The following is a 17126-nucleotide window of genomic DNA, read 5'->3' as shown; positions in this document are numbered from 1 at the left end:
TATCAGTCAAGAAATGAAGAGGTCATGTTGTCATCGACCCAAATGGTATTGCCATGATTTTTTTTAGCCTTGTAGCAGGCGTCGTCCGCTTTTTTTAGCACGCTATTGATGGATAACGAGTTCTTGGTTAATTGGGTGATGCCCACAGAACAACCAAGTGATGAATGATTAGGGAGTTTTTCTTTGGTAATCCGAGAAGTCGTTTGAATGATTTTCTGTCCGATAGACTTGGCTTTAGTTAAGGGGATGTTTTCAACCAATACCACAAATTCATCGCCACCATAGCGGGCAATGATGTCTTCTTCTCGAAGTTGTTGTTTTAATAATTGACCAAAGCGCTGTAAGATTTGGTCCCCGAAATCATGGCCATATTCATCATTGATTTTCTTAAACCCATCTAAATCAACAAACATGACCGTTAACTGTCCAGTGTTTAATTTGATTTTTCTAAAGCGATTGTCCAAAATTTCCATTAAATAATGACGATTGAAGCATCCGGTGAGTTTATCGTGTTCTGCATTATAACGAATTTTTTCATATTCTAACTTCAAATTATCCATGGTTTTGATTTTTTCAATCGTTTTTGAACTCAAATAACTCATCCAAAACACATAAAAACCCCCTAATAAAAAAAGGGTGGCGTAAAAATAATTCGTAAAAAACTCATTAATCAAAAGGGTGTAGACAATGACAAAAAGAAAACTGCCTATAAAAAAACAAATAAGCACAAGATTGGCTATCCATTGGTAATGATAATACGATGCTTTTTTGATAAGCGGCCAAACCACGATGGCTCCTCCTAAAAGGAAAAAAATCCCTATAATAATCATAATGAGTGTAAAATACATTTGTCTTAAATCATTAAGTGAATTAATTTTAATATAGCAAAAATAACTTAAATCAGTTTTATGCCAAACAACGTGCGGACTTTGGAATGCACCTCATACCGGTACATTAAAAGAGATTATTGAAAATAAGGATGAACATGGCCGTCGGAAGGAAACAAAAATGGTTATGGGGAATTGTTATTGGCGGTTTATGCCTTATGCTAATACCCATTTTTTGGTATTATTATCACCCCAATCCAATGGGAGAAGGTTTTGCCAGTGGTAATGGGCGTATTGAAGCCGTAGAGATTGATATTGCAACCAAAATTCCTGGACGAATAGAAACCATCCTGGTGGATGAAGGTGACTTTGTAAAATCAGGTCAAGTTCTGGCTAAAATGGATACGGAAGTATTAGAAGCACAGCTTAGAGAAGCCAAAGCACAGAATAAAGAAGCCAAGAGCAAAGTCATTAGTGCCAAAAATCAGGTCATTCAACGAAAAAGTGAAAAAGAAGCCGCATTAGCTACCGTTGCTCAACGCGAAGCAGAGCTCGATTTGGCGCAAAAACGCCTTTCCCGTACTGAAAAATTGGTCACTAAAGGGGCTGCGTCACTGGATAGTCTTGATGAGGCCCGTGCTCATTTCTATAGCGCACAAGCCACTCTCCATGCTGCCAAAGCGCATGTTGCTTCCGCTGATGCATCGATTGCAACTGCTGAGGCAGAAGTTGTCGCCGTAGAGTCCTCTGTCGATGCGACCCAAGCGACCATCGAGCGTATATCAGCAGATATCAACGACAGCACTTTAATCGCTCCCTGTGATGGACGTATCCAGTTTCGGGTTGCGCAACCAGGAGAAGTGCTCAGCGCAGGAGGCAGAGTATTGAACATGGTTGACTTAAGTGATGTGTATATGGTTTTTTTTCTTCCAACAGAGCAAGCAGGTAAAGTACAAATCGGCGCACCAGTTCATTTAATTCTTGATGCGGCACCCAACTATGTGATACCGGCTAAGGTGACTTTTGTCGCCAGTGTGGCGCAATTCACACCTAAAGCCGTAGAAACGGCCAGTGAACGAGAAAAACTGATGTTCCGTGTTAAAGCCCGTATTGCACCTGAATTGCTGAAAAAATATATCGCCTTAGTCAAGACAGGGCTGCCAGGGATGGCTTATGTTCAATTAGATCCCAAAAGCAAATGGCCCGCGGCGTTGGAAGTTAAAATAAATGTCAAATAACAAGGCCTCCAATAATGGGGTTGAAAAACCGGTTTGTGAAATCAATAACCTGAGTTTGTGGTATGGTAAAACTTGTGCCCTGGATAACATTACTCTTAAACTGCCTTCTGGTTGTATTGTTGGCTTCATTGGGCCAGATGGTGTTGGAAAATCCAGTCTGTTTTCACTCATTGCTGGAGCCCGCGTCATTCAACGCGGACAAATTTTTGTTCTTGGTGGCAATATGGCGAGTAGCTCTCATCGTGAAGCCCTCTGCACGCGCATTGCTTATATGCCTCAAGGCTTGGGGAAAAATCTGTATCCTACCCTTTCAGTATTTGAAAACATCGATTTCTTTGGGAGTCTTTTTGGCCATAGCCGTGAAGTGCGACAATACTACATTACCCGTTTGTTGGATAGAACAGGGTTATTCCCTTTTCGAGACAGGCCAGCAGGTAAGCTGTCTGGAGGGATGAAGCAGAAACTTGGATTATGTTGTGCTCTGATTCACACTCCCGATCTGTTAATTCTGGATGAGCCTACGACAGGAGTGGATCCCCTTTCAAGGCGTCAATTCTGGGAGCTCATTGAGACGTTGCGTGCTGAAATGCCGAAAATGAGTGTTCTGGTGGCCACTGCATACATGGAGGAAGCGGCGTGTTTTGATTGGCTGGTTGCAATGAATGCTGGAAAAGTCTTGGCTTCAGGGACTATGAGTGACCTGTTGAGGCAAAGTCGTACTCATTCTCTGGAAGAAGCGTTTGTTGCCCTCTTACCCGAGCAGCAGCGACAAATGCACCCCATGGTAATAGAACCCCGCTCATCCACTCAAAAATCGGAAGTAGCTATTGAAGCAACCGGTTTGACCAAACGCTTTGGTGATTTTGTCGCAGTAGACCACGTCAATTTTTGTATAGAGCGTGGCGAAATTTTTGGGTTTCTTGGCTCGAATGGTTGTGGCAAAACAACGGTTATGAAAATATTAACCGGTCTGCTTCCTGCCAGCGAGGGTCAAGCTTCGCTATTTGGACAATCTGTTGATTCAAACGATCTGATGATACGTCAACGCATTGGCTATATGTCCCAATCTTTTTCGCTGTACACGGAATTAACGGTTCATCAAAATCTCATGTTGCATGCCAAATTGTTTCGTTTGCCCGCCCATAGCATTCCCAAACGCATCAAACAATTGCTCGAAAAATTCTCTTTGTCTGACTATGAAAATGAACGGCCTGACTCATTACCACTAGGTCTTCGTCAAAGGCTTTCTCTTGCTGTAGCCATTATCCATCAACCCGATATACTCATTCTTGATGAACCGACTTCTGGTGTTGATCCGGTTGCTCGCGATATATTTTGGCAATTAATGCTTGATTTATCCCGACAGGATAAAGTAACCATTTTTATTTCTACCCATTTCATGAATGAGGCAGAACGTTGCGATCGCATTTCGCTGATGCATGCCGGTAAAGTATTGGTTAGTGAAAATCCAGTCAAACTCATCCAACAAAGACAAGCCTCTTCGCTAGAAGAAGCCTTTATCAGCTATCTAGAAGAGGCCATGAAGAAGAAGGAGGTGAATCCTTCAGGGCAACATCCTGCAAAACCAATCATGAGCTCTTTATCTGAACACCCCAAAATCATTCCTGCAAAAAAATATTTCAACATCAGACGCATGTTCAGCTACAGCCGTCGTGAAGCGCTCGAACTGATACGCGATCCAATTCGTGCAACTCTTGCGCTTTTGGGAAGCATTCTACTGATGATCATTATGAGTTATGGAGTTACTCTGGATATCGAACAGTTAACCTTTGCAGTTCTTGATCGGGATCAAACGAATGCCAGCCACGCTTATGTTCTTAATATAGCCAGCTCGCACTATTTTAAAGAACTCCCTCCCATCTTGGATTATAAAGAAATGGATCAACGTATGCGAAGCGGAAAATTAAGCTTGGCATTGGAAATCCCAAGTGGGTTTGCCCGTGACATCAATAAAGAGACTCCCGTACAAGTTGGGGCATGGATTGATGGAGCAATGCCTACCCGTGCAGAAACCATTCAGAGTTATGTGTATGGAATGCATCAGCATTGGTTAGTGAATAGTTGGCCTTATTTGACTCATCAAAAATCGGAGGAGTTCTTCAATATTGAGCCTCGTTTTCGTTATAACCCGGATGTGAAAAGTTTACCTGCCATGGTTCCAGCCGTCATTCCTATCCTATTGATGTTAATCCCGGCGATGTTGATGGCACTTTCTGTGGTGCGAGAAAAAGAGCTGGGATCCATCGTTAATTTATACGTGACGCCCATTACTAAACTTGAGTTTCTTTTGGGAAAATTGATACCTTATGTGATTTTGGCCGTATTTAATTTTCTATTGCTAATCGCCTTGTCCATTTATTTATTTGATGTACCGATCAAAGGAAGTTTTTCCATCCTTTTCTTTAGTGCTTTAATCTACGTTACTCTTTCCACTTCGATGGGATTTCTAATCTCCACTTTTATGAAAAGCCAAGTGGCGGCATTGTTTGGAACTGCAATACTGACGCTTCTTCCAGCCACCCAGTTTTCTGGCATGATAGAGCCGGTATCCTCTTTGGAAGGATTGGGAGCAATGATAGGCCAAATCTATCCGGTAACGCATTTTCTTACGATTTCGCGAGGTACTTTTTCCAAGGCACTGAGTTTTCAAGATTTGCTCCATCCTTTTTTATATTTACTCATCACCTTGCCGGTATTGCTTGGGTGTTGTCTTTTATTTTTAAAAAAACAGGAGCGCTAAGTGACAATAAGTAATATTGTGCAACTTGGGTTTAAGGAATATCGAAGTTTGCTTCGTGACCCAATTATGATAGCACTGATCGTCTTTGCATTTACTGTACAAATCTATACAACAGCCACAGCCATGCCCGAAATGCTGCACAAAGCACCGATTGTCATTGTTGATCTCGATCAATCCGCTGTTTCACAACGTATCAGGGATGCTTTTTATCCCCCACAATTTATAAAATACGTGACCACCTCACAAGCAAAGATGGATTCGGGCATGGATGAAGGCTTATATACCTTTGGTTTAAATATCCCGCCTGATTTTCAACGGAATCTTTTGTCCGGGCGAAAGCCAACCCTTCAACTGAATATTGATGCTACACGCATGAGTCAGGCGTTCACAGGAACAGCCTACATTCAAACTATTATTGAGAGGGAGATCAATGAATTTGTCGAACATTATCGTTCTGTGGAAACTCCGCCTGTTGATCTTGCAGTCCGCGTTCGATTTAACCCGACATTAACTAAGATCTGGTTTGGTGCCTTAATGGAGTTGATTAATAATGTAACGATGTTATCCATTGTGCTAACGGGTGCCGCATTACTTCGGGAGCGCGAACATGGAACAATTGAACATTTATTAGTGATGCCAGTCACGCCATTTGAAATCATGGCCAGCAAAATTTGGGCAATGGCTTCCATTGTACTCATCGTTTGTGCTGTTTCGCTTATTACAGTGGTACAAGGGTTACTCTCTGCCCCCATTGAGGGTTCAATTCTTCTGTTTTTGCTTGGTGCGGCAATCAATTTGTTCGCTACAACGTCAATAGGTATTTTTATGGGAACCATCACCCGCTCCATGCCTCAATTTGGTATCTTATTGATTCTGGTACTTCTCCCGCTAGAAATGCTTTCAGGTGGATTGACCCCTCGTGAGAGCATGCCTGAATTTGTCCAGACCATGATGCTGGTTGCGCCTAACACTCACTTTGTGATGCTTGCTCAATCGATTTTATTTAGAGGGGCAGGGTTTGGTATCGTGTGGCCGCAATTTCTGACGCTTGCAATAATAGGCTCTATTTTTTTCATGACCACATTAATGTATTTTCGCAAAAGGATTGTCCTTCTTTCTACATGAAATAACATTGCATTTTTTCCAATAAAAATTTGGGTTAATGCCATGTCCTAAGGACAATCCGCGCTTGCGCGCCATGGTTATTGGTCCATGATTGCCTTCTTTGAAATAACAATCAATGAAATTTGATAATTCGATTTTTTACATCTCCTGACATACAGCTGTATCAATACTACCTGTTCCGATGGTAACTAAAGCAACTTACTCGTCCATTTCTTCCTACTTGATTATTTCAAATGATAAAAAATAGATTTATTCACCACAAGGCTTGAATATTTTCATGTCTATTGGCCAATTAGAAACCCTGAGACAAACACCTGCTAACCAAATCAAATATAATGTTACAGGCGAAACTCGACTTGAAGCTAACCAAAGATTCCCTCAAGAATTACAAAGAAACGGGTATAATGTTGAGTTAATATCACTACCAAGTGGGCATAATGAATTATCAACAATTCATGTTATAACTAACCAGGCACTTCCATTTGTTTGCGCTGATAAACCATACAATAAAGATGAGCAAAGTCAGTTGTCATCGGTTACACTGCAACCATCAGAGGAAGAATTATTAGCAGCACGTGAAAGAATGCAAAATTTTAAAACAACAATGCGACATAACGCTCTTGATCTTACTGCAAATCAGGAGGAAATGAAAAAAGATGATAGTTCTACCCCATTGACAATCACACCAAAGCCACCATGGGAGCAGTAATAGTTTACTCTAATTTTTATCTTAAAAACCATTTCTATGGCAAAAGGCTACAACCCATACACGGCAAGGGTTATGGGTCTCTATAAAAATGAAGTGACCCATTTTGCACACGTATCCTGACTTACCCCATACTGCATTCTCAATCAATCTGCGAGCTCTTGACTGGTTTGTTAAACCGCCGATTCCTTGACGAATATCTGATTAAACAAATAGGACAAGCAAAACGTATCAAAACATCTCAACGAGCACCCCAACTAGGCTATAATTTATAATAAGATTTTGCTTAAAAGAAGGTCTTTCAAGATGAAATTGTGAAATGGATTTATTGAGCAATATCTTGAATGGAGAATGAGATATGAATCAACAATATACCGCACGAATTTATTCCAATGAGAAAATAATACAATATAAGTCTGGCGATGATATTGAGAAATTATATATTTGGATGTTAGCCGAAGTTAGTGATACACCCGGCGACATTAGAGGCGAAATAATTGACAATGCGACGACAAAGGTAGTTCGACATTTTAAAAAAGCACCCGTAGAATAATGAACAAATGCCTATAGTCGCCTCAAAATACGCCACATTTGATCTTTCCTCGAAAAAACAGGACACCAACATTATGCAACCAACCCAAAGTCATTCGGGGTCTGAAACCCTAAAGTTGAATGGATGCGCTGACGATTGTAAAACACTTCAATGTAATCGAATAGAGCTAATCGAGCATCCTTTCTAGTTTTATATTGTTCCCCATAAATCATTTCGACTTTCAAAGTATGATAGAAACTTTCCATAACTGCATTGTCATAACAGTTACCCGAGCCACTCATGGAGCAAATAAAATCATGTTCTTTGAGAAGCGATTGATAAGCATTACTGCAATATTGAGATCCTATATCAGAATGATGAATAACGCCATTAGGTGGGTTATTGCGGTGAATCGCCATGATAAGAGCATCTTCAATAAGGCTTGTAACCAACCGAGTTCCCATGCTCCAACCGACAATCTGTCGATTGAATAAATCTATGCTAGATAAAGCCAGCCCTCATCAGTTTGAATGTAGGTTATATCAGACGCCCAAACGGTGTTAATAGCAACAGGATTAAATGGTCTTCCCAAGATATTTTCGGCCACATGCTTTGAGTGGCGACTATCTGTTGTCACTTTAAAACGCCTTGCCGCTTTAGGTTTGAGTTCTTCCTGCTGCATTAAGCGTTTGATCCTCGCTTTCCCATGATATTTACCCAACTTACGCAATGCCTGTTGTAATCGCTACTGGATACGCCTAATGCCTAACAAAGCTTTTGTACACGATGAAAAGCCGATTGTTCTTTTATTACCGCATATTTCGCTGGCCTTCCTTGGCGAAAAACGCTGCCGCCTTTTTTAAGATTTCTCGCTCTTCTTCCAGCTCCGCTACACGCGCTTTCAATCGCTTTAATTCTAAGTCTTTTTCATTTAATTGAGATTGATTTGGGAATACTTTCTCTTGTTTGAGAAGGTATTGTTTGCGCCAGTTATATAGGTTATTTTCTGCTACAACAAGCTCTCTGGCTACTTGTCTTAAGGGCTTATTACTTGATTCCAGTAGTTCAATAGCTTTAATTTTGAACTCTTTTGTATAAACTTGTCTTACCATGATTACTCCTTGTTGATGAGATTATATCTCTTAAACAAGGTGTCCGGCTATTCGAGAGAAGATCACTTTCACTCTTAGTGATCATAACATTCACTCAGAAGTACAAGCATATTAAAAATAAATCAGGGGCTTCTAAAATATCAATATGATGTGGGAAGTTATTTAGAAGTCCTTAAAAATAAGTTCATAAAATAATTTAAATTTTTTAATATTATTTGTATATCGTATTAGATATCACATGGAAAATAAAAAGAACTTATTGGCCTTCGCATAATTAATTCTGCAACAGTTAATAAATAAAAATCTCTCAAATACATCAATAAATATAAGAAAAGTAAGGTAATTGAGTTTCTTGTTCTTTTCTGATGATGTTTTCTTTGAGATTTGTTGATTTCTAGATCAATAAGGAAGAAAGGATAATTTCTCTTTATAAGGAAATTCTTATGAGCAATACAAATCATGCAATCATTGAACGCATTGGCAATGAAAAAAAATAAATGTCAATTTTCTAAATAAAAACCAAGACGTCGATGAAAAAAGCAAATATATGTATACTGCACTGGAAGAAGAGGAGTATGATGTAATCCGCTCAAGGTGTTGCCCTGTTAGCTACAGGGCCAATAGACTACGCTTTTTCTACTTTGATATCACGAGTACTTTTTTTAGCCTCTTCTTTTTTCGGCAACTCAATGCAAAGTGTTCCTTTTTTAAAAGTTGCCTTAGCCTTATCAACATCTATTGTTGAAGGCAATGAAATAGAACGCTCATACTTCCCATAGCTAATTTCTCGAGAAAGATATTTTTTGTCTTCATTCTTTTTAGAAGTCGACTTTTCACCAGAAATGGTCAATATATTATCCGCTAAAGAAACCTTGATATCTTTTTCATCCATACCGGGCATCTCAAGCTCAATACTGTAATGATCTTTATCTTCCACAACATCCATTGATGGGGCAAGATTTAGATTATCAAATTCCCAATTGAATCGAGAGGGCGAAAAAAAATCATTAAAATCATGAAATACACGATCTATTTCATTTTGAAGTCTTAAGAACGGATTATGTGTATGCTCAATGGCAATCGGGGTTTCTTTTTTCCATTTTATTAATTTACTCATCGTTTCACTCCTTAAATTGATACGTTTGTCATTTCTGACTGATTATAAAGTTGGACTCACAACCTCATTTTGTCAAGTCAATTACATTACAAAACAATCATCTGCAAAATCGATATGTGGCGTTACAACGCTTAAAATCTCAATCCCTTAGAGTATTGAAGATGTCGAAAGTGATTTTTTAAATGTCACAATTAAATTTGAATCTTTCACTTTTGAGCTCATAGAATTGGGATCATAGCCCTGTGGTAATTGGAATGTTTGACTGTAATTACTCTGAGAATAGCTTACACTTTTACTATTATCCTGTTCACGAGTGATTTTTTGCGTTATATTTGAACTAACCACTAATTGTCCCTCTTTAACAGAAACATCAACTTTACTATCCCCACCTTTAGGTAATTTTATTTTATAAACAAGCTCATTTTTACTTTCTTTAATTTCAACATTATTTGTATTACCAAAGAGCATTTGATTGGGTTGTTTTAGAAGGTTAGTGTGCATTTGTGAGAATTGACTCTTCATAAACTGGTCCATAGCCTGTTGCATTTTTTCCATTTGCTTCAAAACATCATAAGGTGATTGAAAAAAGGGATCGTTATCAAATGGATCTAAGGCTAATAAATCTTTACTCTTTTGTACTTGATTATTTTGTTTCGCTTCAAGTGCTATGGCTCCTGCTGACATCATAGTGATAAGAGGAACAGAGATTAAAATAGGAAGTAGTTTCTTTTTCATCTAAATCTCCTTTCAAGATTGGCTTATCAAAAACTCTAGTCACCGTTTTACACAAAGTTTCATAGCTCTAATTTTATTACTTAATAGCCAATATCGGGGCAAATTACGCAGTTTTCAAGGCGCTTCGCTCAGAGCCAAATGCGTTGGCAGGGGTAAAGAAGCATTGGAGTTCTAATCATCATAAGACCGTAAATTATTATTCATCTCTCAGCGCAATAAAATCCTTCTTTAGAATTCATTACAAAATGACATTATAAAACTGTTCATACAAAGGATGCTTTTTAATTGCTTCATTGAACTCATCAGGATCAATAAACCCACATAATCCGATGTTTACGAGCCGTCTTATTTTTTCATGACAACATTAGCTTGTGACTTGCAAACGCCCTATAGAATCATAACCAGTCCAGGTATAAGATGCAAAGTCATCACCAAAGTCTATTTTACATATGGAGCAGCGCCCTTGATTTTTTGCATGGAGTTTATCGATTTGCTTTTGTGGTTTCTTTTGAGTCTTCATTATAGAGCGATTAAGGATAGATAGATGAATGATTATATCAGGATAATTTATTAAGAGGTTGGCCTTTGTAAATGCTTTATGCTGTAAGTAAAAAAGAGTTGGACTGCGAACAAAAGAGAAGCCTGAAGGACTTGTTGCTCAAAGATAACTCCTGGTATCACTATTTCCAGAAGTATAAAGACACGCTACGCCATGAGGTTTTGGAAACAATCTCGAACATTTTAAGTTGCGGGAGCACCTTGCGAGGATTTTCCTGTTATGACTGCCCCAACCCTAAATGCACTCATTGACGTGGTCAAGCAAATTTGTACACCCCAGTTAAGCCACTTTTTTCATTAACCCCCCAGTACCGATTTTCAAATTGATTCGGACTTAGATAATCCAAAGACGAATGCAATCTTTGATTGTTATAAAACATAGTCATGTAATCTAGAATATCTTGTTTTGCCTCCCGTCGGGTTTGATAATTACGCCAATGAACTAATTCATCCTTCAAGCGGCTGAAAAAACTCTCAGCAACGCTATTGTCCCAGCAGTCACCTTTTTTGCTCATGCTGCCCACAAGGCCATGTTGATTGAGAAGGCTGCGATATTGTTTACTGGCATATTGTGAGCCCCTGTCGGAATGCACAATAAGGCCTGCTTTTGGCTTTCTCTGCCAAATGGCCATTGTTAATGCATCGCAAACTGTATCAGCCTTCATTCTCGAACTCATGTTCCAACCAACCACTTTTCGGGAAAACAAATCAATTACCACCGTCAGGTATAACCAGCCCTCATGGGTTGGGATATAGGTCATATCGGACACATAGGCACGATTGGGTTCATTGACCTGAAATTTCCTGTTTAAAACATTATCAAAAATAGGTTGCTTGTGATTGCTGTTTGTTGTCACTTTGTATTTCTTTTTATAGCGAACAAAAATACCCGCTTCACGCATTAATCTACGAGTTTTTCTGCGGCCAACCGGATAACCAAGAGCATTCAGTGCTTTCCTTATCCTGCGATTTCCATACGAAAATTTGCTGGATTCCGATATTTTTTTAACCCACTCCAATAGCTCTTCATGTTCTGGTTCATTGTTCGGTTTTGTACTCTTCCGTTTTTGATAGCTATAGTACCCGGAAGAAGTAACGCCCATGAGTTGGCACATCATGCCAACCGGCCAGGTCTTCTTATGTTGGGCGATAAACGAATATTTTATTTCGCTTCTTTCGCAAAGAAGACCGTGGCTTTTTTTAGTATTTCTTTCTCCATTGTCAGCCTTCTGACTTCTTCTCGTAACTGACGAATTTCAAGTTGCTCTTCCGTTAATTTTCCATTTCCACGAAAAGCATTTTCATTATTCTCCGCTGCCTCTCGAATCCAGCGACTCAAAATATTCGAATTAATTCCCAAGCTCCTTGCTGCTTCTGGACATGTGTATCCTTGCTCAGTTACTAAACTAATCGCATCCAGTTTAAATTCCTTTGTATATTTTCTTCTTATAGACATTGTGACCTCCAATTAAACAAATTATCTCTTAACTGGAGTGTCTAAATCAATTGAACCACATCACATAGCAAAAAAGTTGCGTTTACCTGCCATAATCGGTTTTGCTCGAAGTGTGGGAAGAAAGCCACCGAGAATTGGATAAGCAAACAAATTCATCTGTTACCCAGTTGTGACTGGCAGCATATTACGTTTACGATGCCACGGGAATTATGGAGGTTTTTCAAAGAAAACTGGATTTTGTTAGGTTGGCTGCTGCCAGTAGCAGCTTCTATTTTGCTGCGGTTAGCGAGTCATAAAGGAGTCTTACCCGGAATGTTTGCAGCGCTTCATAGCTTTGGCTGAGATTTAAAGTTCAATCCGCACGTGCATATCTCGACTACCCAAGGAGGGATAAATGATAAAGAGACACGTTTTGTCACGTTCTACTTCAAAAAGAAAGTGATTATGGAGATGTGGCGTTATCGTGTGATACAGATGTTGAAAAAAGCCTATAGAGAAGGAGTTCTTGTTCTTCCTGAAGTATTAAATGCCCTATGCCCGACACAGGGTCATTTTAGCGCTTGGCTCAATCGTAGACTCAACAAACCGTGGATAGTTCATGTGGCCAAACCACAAAAAAACCCACAGGCGTCAATTAATTATCTTGGGCGTTATATTCGTAGGCCACCGATTGGCCACAGCAGGTTACGGCATTACAATGGCCAAAATGTAACCTTTAACTTCCTGAATCATAAGACGAATCAACACGAAGATTTTCACTGCTCTACGGAGGAGTTTATCCGTAGACTGGTACAACATATCCCTAAAAAGCATTTCAGGATGTTGCGCTATTATGGATTTCTTGTAAATAGAGTACGGAGAGAGAAATTACCATTAGTTCGTGCTTTATTGGGGTAAGAACCTGAGCCCAAAACCTACAATCTCAAATACCCATAGTTGATGCAAAAGACCTTTGGGATTAATCCTAAGGAATGCATTCTATGTCATAGCGAAATGGAACTTGCTTATCGCAAAATTGGTGCTAACGCTGCGTTTTTTATGAAAATCACGAGAAACTGGCACAAAGAAAAAGGCTGGTTGCATAGGCGTTCCCAGGATAGATCTATCTAAAATTTGGAATTATTTTATAACTTTAAGCGTATTGACTTAATTTAATCCGACATAGTGTGTCTCGAAATAGCATCCAGTGTCACCTTAGCACCTTGGTTGTTTATATTTTACCAACACTCCTGTCCCGATTTAACATTGAGATTCCTAAGTATGAACAACAATTTGATTTTGTCTTATTCAATACAGTATTGTGTTTTTTGAATTTACCTTTAGTAGCACTTCTTGAAGCAAAACGGGTTTTAAAGCCCAATGGTAAGCTTATTATTGGTATGATTGATAAACATTCGATGATTGGACAGCAATATGAGGCCACCAAGCAAGATAATCTGTTTTATCGATACGCTCATTTTTATTCGGTACAGGAGGTCTTTGAATTGCTTCATGAAATTAATTTTAAAGAAGAAGCAATTTATCAAACTTTATTCTCTCCTGTTGATACTATATTAACGCCAGAGGAGAGTAAACCAGGCTATGGGGAAGGAGGGTTTGTTGTTCTTTCTGCTTATGTTAAACCCAATCGATTTTCCTATTTAGATTTTATTTGATAGACGTTCTAGTTAAATCAAGTAAGCCGATAATTGAGCAAACTATTTAAAATTTAATTACTCTGTATATTAAGATTGATTTTCTTAACAGTTACACTAGGAAAACTCTAATTTGCAGTGGCGTTGAGATAAATTACCTATTTTTTAAATTGCCTGATTGCTTGATGAGTTCTCCCGACTTGCTATCAATTTTTCTTGGATTCAAGATGTGCTTTATGAGTTTCACCCAGAATTTCAAATGTTTCTTTTATTACATACAGAGCACCTTTCTATCTGCTCCGATAGCAGCTTGATAGCATTCGCAACCCATGTCATTTCCTTTTAAGTGGTTGCTTAGAATCCTTATCAGTCTCTCTGGTATTGGTGCAAGGTTATTTTATGAGTTCATGACAGAATAACGGCGTAACATTAAAGGTTTGGAGTAGATTAAGTTTTAATCAAAGGCATAAAACTTGTCGTAACCCATCATCCAAGGCATTTAAATCTTTATCTGAAAGGTTTCCTGCCACTTTTTTTAAACGACTTTTATCAATCGTTCTTATTTGATCACAAACTGCGGTAACTTGTTTGCCAAGACAAGAAACAGTGATGGTAATTGGTGGTCTGGCTGTAGCAGAGCTTGAAAGAGGAACGACGACAACAGTGCGTCTTGCTTGATTAATCGGTGTTGCTCCAACTAAAACGCAAGGTCTGAGTTTGTTGATTTCAGAGCCTGTAGTAGGGTCGAGGTTTACCCAATATACATCACCACGATTCATCAGTTAATCCATCTTGAACCGTTATATCCCAATCGTTCATTTCATTTTGTAAACCATGATCATTTTCAACAGCTAAAGCGCATTCATAGAGCGCTTTTTCACGTCGTTCAATTTCTTTTTCAATAAGATGAGCAATCACCTTGCTGCGTTGTCGCTGAGGTATTGCTGCTCTCATTCTAGAAGCGATTTGATCGGGTATTGATATTAAAACTTTATTCATCATTATCTCCATCTATATATAATATAATATATCCTATATCTAAAGACAAATTATTCTGATTGTGGAAAATAATTATTCTCTTTTTTTATAATTGGAAGGTGGTACTCGTTAAAAAATAAGCAGCATTTGCTGAGAGTCCTGAGATTGGGATTGAATGGTTGAGTTTTGATTCAGCAATGATCGAACTTGCTTTTTCCGAGGTCTCTTTTTCATAGGTGCTGGATCCTCCATAAAGCAGGCCCATGGTAGTATTTGTTGGTATAGAACATCATGGGTTTGATAAGAGATCAGATAATAACCGCGTTGGTTTCGTTCTTTCACCATGACGCAAAAGTGCTTCAAGGCATCAGAAAAACTTGCAAAGGCAATAATATGGCTTTGCCCAAATCTGGACTTGATACGTCCATTGGATGCGCAGAGTGTCCAGTCACCCAATAAATCCTGTTCCAGGCGAATGACGTAATAGCGCGTTGCCTTTTCAAAACGGACGGCATGATAACATTCCTTGGGTTTAAAATTAAGGTAATGAACCCATGGCAGGGTGGTGAACCAGGGGAATCATCACCAAGATTTACCGGTTGCAGGTTCCGTGATACTCATTTCTGTAAATCCATTGCGACAGCCGGCAATCGATTCGGCTTCATGCATTAAGTCATAGATAGTTTCATCCAGATCCTTATCACTGGTATAGGGAATTTTAAGACTGTATTCCCATCCATCCTTGTCTTTTTTCACCATATCAAAGGCTGAAAAGCAGTATTGCTCGATTTGCCGCCTGGATTCATTTTTTCCACGCACAAACTTATTGTTGTTTTCTACGCGCAGCCAAACTTCAACCACGGCAATTTTTTGAGTTCCCTGGCTGCCTGGAATTGATTTTTCTGGATTATCCTGTCGTTGGGTTTTAAGAATACGATAAACACTGGCAATACCCATATTAAGTTTTTTAGCAATAGCGGTGCGTGTGTATCCCTGATTGATTAACTCCATGACCTCATTAGTTTTTGAGCGTGCTGTGGGTTTTCTCCCTTTGTATTTGCCTTCGCGTTTTGCGCGCTCAATACCTTCCAGTTGCCGCTCACGGCGAAGGTTGGTTTCAAACTCAGCAAAGACACCCAGCATATCCAAAAAGAATTTACCTGAGGCATTAGAGGTATCCACAGGTTGCTCCAATGCTTTTAGGTGGATCTCTTTCTCTTTTAAATAATGCAGTAAAGTCTGTAAATCCAGAATACTGCGGGTTAAGCGGTCAATTCGTGTAACTACCAAGGTATCGCCTTCACGAATATACTCCATGCATTCATCCAGTGCGGTTCGGTTTTTTTTTGAAGTACCACTTTTTTTCTCGGAAAAGATCTTTTTACATCCAGCGCATTTTAAAGCATCAAGTTGAATGTCCAAATTTTGGTCAATTGTAGATACGCGGGCATAACCAACAAGCGCCATGAATTTTCCTATCAATAATATTTAAAATTAGTGATAGTACATTATCATAAATAAAAATCAGATTCTATTGATATGAAAAACAAGGGATTTAAAGGCAAGGCAAAATTTATCACAAGGGTGTACTTTATTGATAGCCCATATAAAATAGAAAAATTGAAAATGTAATGCATTTGTTATACAATTAAAATATCAGTATTTTGGGAGTTACTAAGATGAATAAGGCGGCAACAATTAATGCTCGTATTGAGCCTGCTCTTAAAATGCAGGCAGAAGCGATTTTGCATAAGGTAGGCTTATCTACAGCCGAGGCGATTCGACTGTTCTATAGCCAGGTCTGTCTCCAAAATGGCCTGCCTTTTGAGGTAAAAATACCGAACAAAGAGACAAGAGAGGCCATGGCAGAGCTGGAATCAGGAAAAGGCGAGCGATTTAAAACAATGAAGGATGTATGGGATTCTGTAGATAATGCTTGAATTAGAGTTGGCGACACAGTTTAAGCGTGATTTGAAAAAGATTACGAAGCAAGGGAAAAGAAGGACGCTCTTAGACTCTATTGTAGAGCAATTGCAAAAGGAAGAACCCCTGGATCCAAAGCATAAGGATCACAGTCTTTCCGTAAATTGGGATGGTTATCGTGAATGTCACATTACCCCCGATTGGTTATTAATTTATAAGACCATTAAAGATGATCGCATACAATTGCTGCGATTATCACGAACAGGATCACATAGTGATTTGTTTGGGTGAGTTCTAAAGGTGTTACTCTCTGTCGCAATACCGATCTCTATGGAATACGAATTAATCGAGATGATCTTTATTTTGAGATAAGCCGATACTTGTTCAACCAATTCAAAGGTTAGTAAAATAATCCCAACAAGTA

At 39.0% G+C, this 17126-nt stretch carries 20 protein-coding genes and 2 pseudogenes; 10 read left to right on the top strand and 12 right to left on the bottom strand.

Annotated elements, in window-relative coordinates; genetic code table 11:
• Window positions 1-2 precede the first annotated feature (2 nt).
• The gene (locus tag KYQ_RS17635; protein WP_014845106.1) at window positions 3-848 is read right to left on the bottom strand and encodes a GGDEF domain-containing protein; all 846 of its coding nucleotides are present in this window, start codon (window positions 846-848) and stop codon (window positions 3-5) included.
• A 137-nt stretch (window positions 849-985) separates the two neighbouring features.
• Between KYQ_RS17635 and KYQ_RS17630 the strand changes: the two genes are divergently transcribed.
• From KYQ_RS17630 to KYQ_RS17610, 5 genes are all read left to right on the top strand, one after another.
• Complete coding sequence (locus KYQ_RS17630; protein WP_019350448.1) at window positions 986-2065, top strand: HlyD family secretion protein; 1080 nt, start codon at window positions 986-988, stop codon at window positions 2063-2065.
• Window positions 2055-4826, top strand: coding sequence for a ribosome-associated ATPase/putative transporter RbbA (gene rbbA, locus KYQ_RS17625; protein WP_014845108.1), 2772 nt, complete (start codon window positions 2055-2057; stop codon window positions 4824-4826). The genes KYQ_RS17630 and rbbA overlap by 11 nt, the downstream gene beginning before the upstream one ends.
• Window positions 4827-5951, top strand: coding sequence for an ABC transporter permease (locus KYQ_RS17620; RefSeq protein WP_019350447.1), 1125 nt, complete (start codon window positions 4827-4829; stop codon window positions 5949-5951).
• A gap of 277 nt (window positions 5952-6228) precedes the next feature.
• A complete protein-coding gene (locus KYQ_RS17615; RefSeq protein ID WP_014845110.1) occupies window positions 6229-6660 on the top strand; it encodes a hypothetical protein in 432 nt (143 codons plus the stop codon).
• Window positions 6661-7015: 355 nt separating this feature from the next.
• On the top strand, window positions 7016-7210 hold the full coding sequence (locus KYQ_RS17610; RefSeq protein WP_014845111.1) for a hypothetical protein: 195 nt from the start codon (window positions 7016-7018) through the stop codon (window positions 7208-7210).
• 71 nt (window positions 7211-7281) lie between these two features.
• Here the strand turns inward: KYQ_RS17610 and KYQ_RS19250 are convergent, their stop codons facing one another.
• The 7 genes and pseudogenes from KYQ_RS19250 to KYQ_RS17585 all read right to left on the bottom strand — a co-directional run bounded on the left by KYQ_RS19250 (window position 7282) and on the right by KYQ_RS17585 (window position 12167).
• On the bottom strand, window positions 7282-7653 hold the full coding sequence (locus tag KYQ_RS19250; RefSeq protein ID WP_019350446.1) for an IS3 family transposase: 372 nt from the start codon (window positions 7651-7653) through the stop codon (window positions 7282-7284).
• Window positions 7654-7685: 32 nt separating this feature from the next.
• A complete protein-coding gene (locus KYQ_RS19245; protein ID WP_019350445.1) occupies window positions 7686-7871 on the bottom strand; it encodes an IS3 family transposase in 186 nt (61 codons plus the stop codon).
• Window positions 7872-7998: 127 nt separating this feature from the next.
• Complete coding sequence (locus tag KYQ_RS17600; protein WP_014845112.1) at window positions 7999-8301, bottom strand: transposase; 303 nt, start codon at window positions 8299-8301, stop codon at window positions 7999-8001.
• A gap of 625 nt (window positions 8302-8926) precedes the next feature.
• Window positions 8927-9418 carry an Hsp20/alpha crystallin family protein gene (locus KYQ_RS17595; RefSeq protein ID WP_014845113.1) on the bottom strand — a complete coding sequence of 164 codons (492 nt, stop codon included), beginning with the start codon at window positions 9416-9418 and terminating at the stop codon, window positions 8927-8929.
• A 147-nt stretch (window positions 9419-9565) separates the two neighbouring features.
• Window positions 9566-10153 carry an Hsp20/alpha crystallin family protein gene (locus KYQ_RS17590; protein ID WP_014845114.1) on the bottom strand — a complete coding sequence of 196 codons (588 nt, stop codon included), beginning with the start codon at window positions 10151-10153 and terminating at the stop codon, window positions 9566-9568.
• Window positions 10154-10517: 364 nt separating this feature from the next.
• The gene (locus KYQ_RS19240) at window positions 10518-10673 is read right to left on the bottom strand and encodes a hypothetical protein (protein ID WP_154080667.1); all 156 of its coding nucleotides are present in this window, start codon (window positions 10671-10673) and stop codon (window positions 10518-10520) included.
• Between the two features lie 318 nt (window positions 10674-10991).
• Window positions 10992-12167: pseudogene (locus KYQ_RS17585) on the bottom strand (IS3-like element ISLpn7 family transposase).
• Between the two features lie 120 nt (window positions 12168-12287).
• Between KYQ_RS17585 and KYQ_RS19735 the strand changes: the two are divergent.
• The 3 genes and pseudogenes from KYQ_RS19735 to KYQ_RS17570 all read left to right on the top strand — a co-directional run.
• Window positions 12288-12509, top strand: a pseudogene (locus KYQ_RS19735) (IS91 family transposase); the annotation flags it as partial.
• A gap of 21 nt (window positions 12510-12530) precedes the next feature.
• Entirely contained in the window at window positions 12531-13064 is a 534-nt protein-coding gene (locus KYQ_RS18710) for an IS91 family transposase (protein ID WP_061637559.1), read from the top strand.
• Between the two features lie 269 nt (window positions 13065-13333).
• Complete coding sequence (locus KYQ_RS17570; RefSeq protein ID WP_014845116.1) at window positions 13334-13822, top strand: class I SAM-dependent methyltransferase; 489 nt, start codon at window positions 13334-13336, stop codon at window positions 13820-13822.
• 437 nt (window positions 13823-14259) lie between these two features.
• On the opposite strand, the gene KYQ_RS17565 is transcribed toward KYQ_RS17570, so the two are convergent.
• The 4 genes from KYQ_RS17565 to KYQ_RS17550 all read right to left on the bottom strand — a co-directional run bounded on the left by KYQ_RS17565 (window position 14260) and on the right by KYQ_RS17550 (window position 16246).
• Window positions 14260-14580, bottom strand: a complete 321-nt coding sequence (locus tag KYQ_RS17565; protein ID WP_014845117.1) for a type II toxin-antitoxin system PemK/MazF family toxin — start codon at window positions 14578-14580, stop codon at window positions 14260-14262.
• Window positions 14567-14803 carry a DUF8778 family protein gene (locus tag KYQ_RS17560; protein WP_223499713.1) on the bottom strand — a complete coding sequence of 79 codons (237 nt, stop codon included), beginning with the start codon at window positions 14801-14803 and terminating at the stop codon, window positions 14567-14569. The genes KYQ_RS17565 and KYQ_RS17560 overlap by 14 nt, the downstream gene beginning before the upstream one ends.
• Window positions 14804-14908: 105 nt before the next feature.
• Entirely contained in the window at window positions 14909-15235 is a 327-nt protein-coding gene (locus tag KYQ_RS17555) for a hypothetical protein (RefSeq protein ID WP_014845119.1), read from the bottom strand.
• A gap of 126 nt (window positions 15236-15361) precedes the next feature.
• Window positions 15362-16246 (bottom strand): recombinase family protein, encoded by an 885-nt coding sequence (locus KYQ_RS17550; RefSeq protein ID WP_014845120.1) that lies wholly within the window; start codon window positions 16244-16246, stop codon window positions 15362-15364.
• A 212-nt stretch (window positions 16247-16458) separates the two neighbouring features.
• Here KYQ_RS17550 and KYQ_RS17545 point away from each other — a divergent pair, with 212 nt between their 5' ends.
• Together KYQ_RS17545 and KYQ_RS17540 are read left to right on the top strand one after the other, a co-directional pair.
• Window positions 16459-16719, top strand: coding sequence for a type II toxin-antitoxin system RelB/DinJ family antitoxin (locus KYQ_RS17545; RefSeq protein WP_014845121.1), 261 nt, complete (start codon window positions 16459-16461; stop codon window positions 16717-16719).
• Window positions 16712-16993 (top strand): type II toxin-antitoxin system RelE/ParE family toxin, encoded by a 282-nt coding sequence (locus KYQ_RS17540; protein ID WP_014845122.1) that lies wholly within the window; start codon window positions 16712-16714, stop codon window positions 16991-16993. Before KYQ_RS17545 ends, KYQ_RS17540 begins: the two co-directional genes overlap by 8 nt.
• The last annotated feature ends 133 nt before the right edge of the window (window positions 16994-17126 follow it).

The organism is Fluoribacter dumoffii NY 23, assembly GCF_000236165.1.
GTDB lineage: Bacteria > Pseudomonadota > Gammaproteobacteria > Legionellales > Legionellaceae > Legionella > Legionella dumoffii.
Note: the sequence above shows the minus strand (reverse complement) of the source record. Positions and strands in the feature narration are given on the sequence as shown.

What these genes read in the sequence shown, in the direction of transcription:
- KYQ_RS19240 (WP_154080667.1), bottom strand. Translation starts at nt 10,673, where the DNA reads ATGAAGACTCAAAAGAAACCACAAAAGCAAATCGATAAACTCCATGCA.
- KYQ_RS17565 (WP_014845117.1), bottom strand. Translation starts at nt 14,580, where the DNA reads ATGAATCGTGGTGATGTATATTGGGTAAACCTCGACCCTACTACAGGC.
- KYQ_RS19245 (WP_019350445.1), bottom strand. Translation starts at nt 7,871, where the DNA reads ATGCAGCAGGAAGAACTCAAACCTAAAGCGGCAAGGCGTTTTAAAGTG.
- KYQ_RS17630 (WP_019350448.1), top strand. Translation starts at nt 986, where the DNA reads ATGGCCGTCGGAAGGAAACAAAAATGGTTATGGGGAATTGTTATTGGC.
- KYQ_RS17590 (WP_014845114.1), bottom strand. Translation starts at nt 10,153, where the DNA reads ATGAAAAAGAAACTACTTCCTATTTTAATCTCTGTTCCTCTTATCACT.
- rbbA (WP_014845108.1), top strand. Translation starts at nt 2,055, where the DNA reads ATGTCAAATAACAAGGCCTCCAATAATGGGGTTGAAAAACCGGTTTGT.
- KYQ_RS17600 (WP_014845112.1), bottom strand. Translation starts at nt 8,301, where the DNA reads ATGGTAAGACAAGTTTATACAAAAGAGTTCAAAATTAAAGCTATTGAA.
- KYQ_RS17610 (WP_014845111.1), top strand. Translation starts at nt 7,016, where the DNA reads ATGAATCAACAATATACCGCACGAATTTATTCCAATGAGAAAATAATA.
- KYQ_RS17560 (WP_223499713.1), bottom strand. Translation starts at nt 14,803, where the DNA reads ATGATGAATAAAGTTTTAATATCAATACCCGATCAAATCGCTTCTAGA.
- KYQ_RS17540 (WP_014845122.1), top strand. Translation starts at nt 16,712, where the DNA reads ATGCTTGAATTAGAGTTGGCGACACAGTTTAAGCGTGATTTGAAAAAG.
- KYQ_RS17615 (WP_014845110.1), top strand. Translation starts at nt 6,229, where the DNA reads ATGTCTATTGGCCAATTAGAAACCCTGAGACAAACACCTGCTAACCAA.
- KYQ_RS17545 (WP_014845121.1), top strand. Translation starts at nt 16,459, where the DNA reads ATGAATAAGGCGGCAACAATTAATGCTCGTATTGAGCCTGCTCTTAAA.
- KYQ_RS17595 (WP_014845113.1), bottom strand. Translation starts at nt 9,418, where the DNA reads ATGAGTAAATTAATAAAATGGAAAAAAGAAACCCCGATTGCCATTGAG.
- KYQ_RS17550 (WP_014845120.1), bottom strand. Translation starts at nt 16,246, where the DNA reads ATGGCGCTTGTTGGTTATGCCCGCGTATCTACAATTGACCAAAATTTG.
- KYQ_RS17635 (WP_014845106.1), bottom strand. Translation starts at nt 848, where the DNA reads ATGTATTTTACACTCATTATGATTATTATAGGGATTTTTTTCCTTTTA.
- KYQ_RS19250 (WP_019350446.1), bottom strand. Translation starts at nt 7,653, where the DNA reads ATGGGAACTCGGTTGGTTACAAGCCTTATTGAAGATGCTCTTATCATG.